Raw genomic sequence first — 5861 nt, 5'->3', positions numbered from 1 at the left:
CCCCACACCCTACACCCCTCTCCCCTCTCCCTGCTCCCCAACCCGCAACCCCTATTTTCCGTCTAAACTTTTGTATAGGGATAGTCTGGGAAAGTATAGATAACTCTTAGACTAATTAATTCGGGACTCACATCACAATATAGACTATGGCTTACTATTGGTTTAAAGCATTTCACCTGATTGGGGTAGTTGTTTGGTTTGCGGGACTATTTTATTTAGTACGTTTGTTTGTCTATCATGCGGAGGCAGCAACACAAACAGAACCCGCACAAGCTATTCTGAAAGCACAATACGAGATCATGGAGAAGCGACTCTACAATATCATCACCACACCGGGGATGATTGTCACCGTGGCCATGGCGATCGGTTTAATCTCCACAGAACCGGAAATTTTAAAATCGGGATGGTTACATATTAAATTATCCTTTGTGGCTCTTTTACTGCTCTATCATTTCTACTGTGGTCGCATCATGAAGAAGCTAGAAAAAGGGGAATGTAATTGGACGGGACAGCAATTTCGGGCATTAAATGAAGCACCAACCCTGTTATTGGTCGTTATTGTCCTTTTGGCAGTATTTAAGAATCAATTACCCCTCGATTTGACCACTTGGTTAATTGTAGCTTTAGTGGTATTAATGGCAGTGACAATCCAACTTTATGCTAAAAAACGTCGCAAAGATCAAGAAAAACTTCGGCAAAATACTCCCCAAAAAGAAGAAGTAGCGACCAGGTAAATTATCCTAATCCTTGCCTAGGTTTCTAGGATAACAGTTAAGAGTGGTTTGACGGCTATGGGATGGTCTTTTTAGTCCATCCCAATTGTATAGGGAGCAACCTTTAGTTTTTAGGTTTTTGACTTTTTGCTATTTTTAAACTTATACCAAAACTATTTATAATACTGTGATGAACTGCCAAGCTGTGGATTGTTTCTCCCACTTCCCACCATCCTATACCTTTTAAACAGGATTTAGTATTATAAACCTCTTGCGAACAGGAAACGCTATAAATAAAAACAATCTACTGACGACCGACTACTAACCCTAACAACAATTTTTGATTTTTACAAGAGGTCCTATGAATAGTTGCTGGATAGATTGGGAAAAAATAACTAGGGATTTTCTGAGTTCTCGCAAGCTCAAGCAAGTGGCTGAATTGCGAGGATTCTATCGAGTTAATCCCTCTGGTATTCCTAGAATTCCCCCCGATTTAGAATTGAGAGACTACCAAAATACAGCGATTATCAGTTGGTTTCGTAATCGGGGAAGGGGAACTTTAAAAATGGCCACCGGCAGCGGTAAAACTATTACTGCTTTAGCTATTGCCGTGGAACTTTATGAAGCGATAGAACTGCAAGTATTATTAGTAATTTGTCCCTATCGTCACCTAGTCAATCAATGGCAACGAGAAGCGGAAAAATTTAATCTTAAACCGATTTTAGCCTACGAAAGTGTCCACACATGGCAAAGTCAACTATCCACAGAATTATATAATGTGCAAGCGGGTAATCAAAAATTTGTCACTATTTTAACTACTAACTCAACTTTTATTAGCGAGGGTTTTCAATCACAAATTAAATTTTTTCCCGATAAAACTTTAATCGTTGGTGATGAAGCCCATAATTTAGGTTCCCCCCGATTAGAAGAATTATTACCCCGTTCTTTAGGTCTAAGATTGGCTTTATCCGCCACTCCTGAAAGATATTTTGATGAGGAAGGAACCGACGCTATTCTTGATTATTTTGGGCAAATTCTACAACCAGAATTTACCCTAGCTGATGCTATTATCAAAGGTGCTTTAGTTAATTATTTTTATCATCCAGTCTTGGTTGAATTAACCGATAATGAGGCTTTATTATACGCAAAATTGACCAAGAAAATTGGCTGGACTTTGCAGAAAAATAGTAATTTAAATGGCAATGAAAATTTAACAGCATTGCTAATGCAAAGATCGCGATTAATTGGTTCAGCGAGTAATAAATTACAGGCTTTACAACAATTGATGCAAGAGCGTTTAGATACGGATCATACTTTATTTTATTGTGGGGATGGTTATGTAGAAAATTATACGGCTAATTATCGTCGTCAGGTGGAGGCAGTTACTCATTTATTAGGCAATCAATTAGGTTATCGAGTTGCTACCTACACCGCAGAAACTTCCCTAGAAGAACGAGAAAAAATTCGCCAACAATTTGAGGAGGGTTATCTACAAGGATTAGTGGCAATTAGATGTTTAGATGAGGGAGTAGATCTGCCATCAATTCAAAACGCAGTCATTCTGGCTAGTAGTGGTAATCCTCGCCAATTTATTCAGCGTCGCGGGCGAATATTGCGCCCCCATCCCGATAAAAAACAGGCCACTTTATTTGATATGATCGTTATGCCACCCACCTTAGATCGAGAAACCTGGGAAGTAGAAAGGAATTTATTACGCAAGGAATTAAAACGCTTTCTAGAGTTTGCTCAATTAGCTATTAATGCTCAAGAAGCTGAGACTAAATTAGGGGAGATTCAAGATAGATATTGTCTTTTATCTAATTAAAACTTGAAAAGTTAAATCTTGGCAGCTTTTATGCTAAAATAGAAGTTGGACAAGAATTGATCGCCGAGAAAAATCAACCTAACCAGATAGCGATCGATAAAGTTGTATAATTTTCTTTCCTCTCCTTCTAAACTTCTATGCCTCCCCGTCAACAACCCCGTCGCATTGCTCGAGAACTTGCCCTTTTGAGTTTAAGTCAGATTAAAGGCAATCCTGAAAACCTAGAACAGCAAACTTTAAACGATTTAATTTTAGTCGCAGTTAGAACCTTAACCCTAGAAATTCAAGAAACCTTAGAAACCGCTGCTGCTGAAATTAGTCGTGGTAATGAACGGATTCTCGCTAGTGATACTAAGGCAACAAATCTAAAAAGCGCCCAAACTATGGTAAAAGAGGCAATTTCTCTTACCCACAATGCCATTAATCGTTTAGGAACCGTGATAGATTTTCCCGAAATTGTCCAGTTATCTAGTCAGTACGAAGTGCGGGAATATGCCCTAGAATTAATCGGTACAGTCTATCGTCGTCGTGCGGAAATTGAACAGGAATTAACCGGTGCTTTAGTGGATTGGCAACTGCATCGTTTACCAAGAATCGATCGAGATATCCTGCAAATTGCCGTGGCAGAAATGCTCTATCTCGATATACCTCAAAAAGTGGCGATTAATGAGGCGATCGAATTAGCCAAACGTTATTCTGATGATGAAGGTTATCGCTTTATTAATGGCGTTCTCCGACGGGTAACCAATAAGCTAAACGAAGCAGAAAAAGCCGTATCTACCCAGAGTTGACCCCGAAAGAAATTAATACTACAATCACCACATTTTATAGGGAAATTTCTGTAAATTGATATTGTAGTATCGCTCATCTCCCGTGACTTCTTCCCCGATCCAATCAGGAATAGTAATGACTTGCTCCTCTTGTTCTAACTCAATTTCAGCCATAATCAAACCCTGATTGTCTCCCAAAAATTCATCAACTTCCCAAGTTAAATTATCCAGACAAATGCGATGACGAATCTTTTCAATTAAAGGTTTTTTACAGAGGTTTTCTAACATGAGCGCCGCATCTTCTAGGGGAATTACATACTCGAATTCCTGACGACTAATGCCCTCAGTCTTGCCTTTAATGGTTAAATAACCCCGCTCTCCAACCACACGAACCCGCACGGTTGTCAATCCATCTTGGGTAGGAATATATCCCTGACGATACAACTTGCTGGTCGCAAGCGATCGCCAGTGATCCCCTTTAACCAGAAATTTCCGTTCAATTTCAACAGACATAAGTAGGTAGACATTAAAAACTTTCAGATGCCCCCCTTATTAAGGGGGGACTAAGGGGGCATCGGCACCCCCCTTATCAAGGGGGGCAGGGGGGATCGAACCTAAAATCCATTTTTAACTTAATTATAACCAGCTACTTAAGTTTTTGACGACAATAAATTTAAGCCGTGGCCACGGCAGCACCCTGGGTTCCTAGTTGAATTAACTCGATCTTGTAGCCATTAGGATCTTCCACGAAAGCAATCACCGTAGAACCGTGTTTCATCGGGCCTGGTTACCGGGTGACATTGCCACCAAGAGATTGAATTTTCTCACAGGTGCCATAGATATCATCCACGCCTAGGGCAATATGACCGTAAGCATTGCCGACTTCGTAGTGATCGACTCCCCAATTATAGGTCAGTTCGATGACAGCATGATTAGCCTCATCGCCATAACCGACGAAAGCGAGGGTAAATTGACCATTGGGATAGTCTTTCCGGCGCAATAACTTCATTCCTAGCACATCGCAGTAAAATTGTAGAGATTCCTGCAAGTTATTGACCCGGAGCATGGTGTGTAAGAGACGCATGATTATTTAGATGACATCGATCGAAAAATTACCTATCCTTGATTGTAACCAGTCCTTGGGCCCTCTTATCTCCTTGAGGGTCAACAATTATACTAATACAAATGTACAGAATTAGCTGTAAAACCACTTACTCCCATAATAGCTGTGAACAAAATCAGCTCTCTGGCCATAGTTCAATTACTATCTATGGAATTTTTTTAGGCTATGATGTGGTTAGTGGTGAAGTTAGTTAGGTCAAGAAATTTTTGATCGGGAGTTTTCTAGGGAAATTTTGAAGGCAGTAGGTGGTAGTAAGTTTTCAGTGGTTTCTGAAAACTCCTTTTGAGTTGATTGACCGATAGTTGAATAAAACCTCTGTGACTGCAATAAATACCAAATATTTAGGGGGGTACAGAACAGAGAAATTGGCACGGGTTAAAACTATGCGTTTTTATTTAGGGTACATCAATCACCTAGGCCGTTTACCAAAAAAATCCGCTCGGTTGGTTCGACAAGCTCACCAACCAGTTCGACAAGCTCACCAACTGGTTCGACAAGCAGGTTTTACAATTACAGAGGTTTTACTAGCAAGTTCGATGATGCTGATTGCCATCTCGGTGGCGGGAATTGGCGTAACTAACCTGCTCAGAAGTAACTATCGAGCTAATGCTGGTACTGAAATCCAAAATAATCTTAATCGTACTCTAGAGTTTGTTTCAGATGAAGTGAGACGGGCAAAAACTATCGCTGATTCTGAAGCCACGGCAGCGGCGATCGAGAGCGTGCCTGAAGAAGCGCGAACAGAAGAAGCGCGAGCAGTTCTTGCTTTCCAAATTCCTAACCCCAACGATCTCAGTCAGCCGCTCCCCAACCAGATCGTTTACTATACCCAAAACAGTCGGACTCAAGATAGCTTGACCGGTCTAGTCTTGTGGCGCTATGGTCCAAACTTGGACGAAGATGGCAACTATGATATTAATTCTTGGATACCTTCCCCCGTCACCGATAGGTTAGCAGCGGCTGCTAATAACCCCAATTGTCCTACGGGTTTTACCCGAATCCCCGCAGATACTGTGGACGGTTTTTATGCCTGTATTCGCGCGGGTGGTAATCAAGTGATTTTGAATGCCAACGCTGAGGTAAATCTGACTACTGGAGATACCGATAAAGATAAAGTTAAATACTCTGTCAGCACCAGAGTTTCCCCCAGAGCTACCAATTAAGTATTTTTCCTCTCAAGTTATTCAAGGCTCCGATCGTTTCTGCTAATGAGGTTAAATAGAGAAGGATGATCCCGGTCTAAAAAATCTAACTTAGGGCTTGCTGAATAAATCTAAAAACCTTGTTGGATAAGACTTTTAGACTTTTTTTCCCTCAAAAAGTGCTAGCCATTGCGGGGATCGGGGGCAAAATTCAGGTACTTTTTCCCTGAAAATTAGGCAACTGACTACCTCAAAATCGGTAAAACCCCACACCCCACACCCCACACC

Annotated in this window: 6 protein-coding genes and 1 pseudogene; 5 read left to right on the top strand and 2 right to left on the bottom strand. The window is 40.9% G+C overall.

The genetic code is table 11. The features are described from left to right. Positions 1-146: 146 nt before the first annotated feature. The 3 genes from hemJ (at position 147) to nusB (ending at position 3329) form a co-directional block, all read left to right on the top strand. Positions 147-734 carry a protoporphyrinogen oxidase HemJ gene (hemJ, locus tag IQ224_RS20940; RefSeq protein WP_002747974.1) on the top strand — a complete coding sequence of 196 codons (588 nt, stop codon included), beginning with the start codon at positions 147-149 and terminating at the stop codon, positions 732-734. A gap of 340 nt (positions 735-1074) precedes the next feature. Further along, the gene (locus IQ224_RS20935; protein WP_002747975.1) at positions 1075-2538 is read left to right on the top strand and encodes a DNA phosphorothioation system restriction enzyme; all 1464 of its coding nucleotides are present in this window, start codon (positions 1075-1077) and stop codon (positions 2536-2538) included. A gap of 137 nt (positions 2539-2675) precedes the next feature. Beyond that, positions 2676-3329: a transcription antitermination factor NusB gene (nusB, locus tag IQ224_RS20930; RefSeq protein WP_002747978.1), complete on the top strand. Its 654-nt coding sequence runs from the start codon at positions 2676-2678 to the stop codon at positions 3327-3329. Positions 3330-3353: 24 nt separating this feature from the next. Here the strand turns inward: nusB and IQ224_RS20925 are convergent, their stop codons facing one another. After that, positions 3354-3821: a CYTH domain-containing protein gene (locus tag IQ224_RS20925; protein ID WP_002747980.1), complete on the bottom strand. Its 468-nt coding sequence runs from the start codon at positions 3819-3821 to the stop codon at positions 3354-3356. A gap of 160 nt (positions 3822-3981) precedes the next feature. After that, a pseudogene (gloA, locus tag IQ224_RS20920) lies at positions 3982-4392 on the bottom strand (lactoylglutathione lyase). A gap of 101 nt (positions 4393-4493) precedes the next feature. Between gloA and IQ224_RS24705 the strand changes: the two are divergent. Further along, positions 4494-4625 (top strand): hypothetical protein, encoded by a 132-nt coding sequence (locus IQ224_RS24705; protein WP_002747984.1) that lies wholly within the window; start codon positions 4494-4496, stop codon positions 4623-4625. Positions 4626-4814: 189 nt separating this feature from the next. Continuing rightward, positions 4815-5594 (top strand): type II secretion system protein J, encoded by a 780-nt coding sequence (locus IQ224_RS20915; RefSeq protein ID WP_002739236.1) that lies wholly within the window; start codon positions 4815-4817, stop codon positions 5592-5594. Positions 5595-5861: the final 267 nt, after the last annotated feature.

This window comes from Microcystis sp. LEGE 00066 (assembly GCF_015207925.1).
GTDB classification, from domain to species: Bacteria; Cyanobacteriota; Cyanobacteriia; order Cyanobacteriales; family Microcystaceae; genus Microcystis; species Microcystis ichthyoblabe_A.
This window is presented reverse-complemented; position numbering and strand designations above follow the sequence as displayed.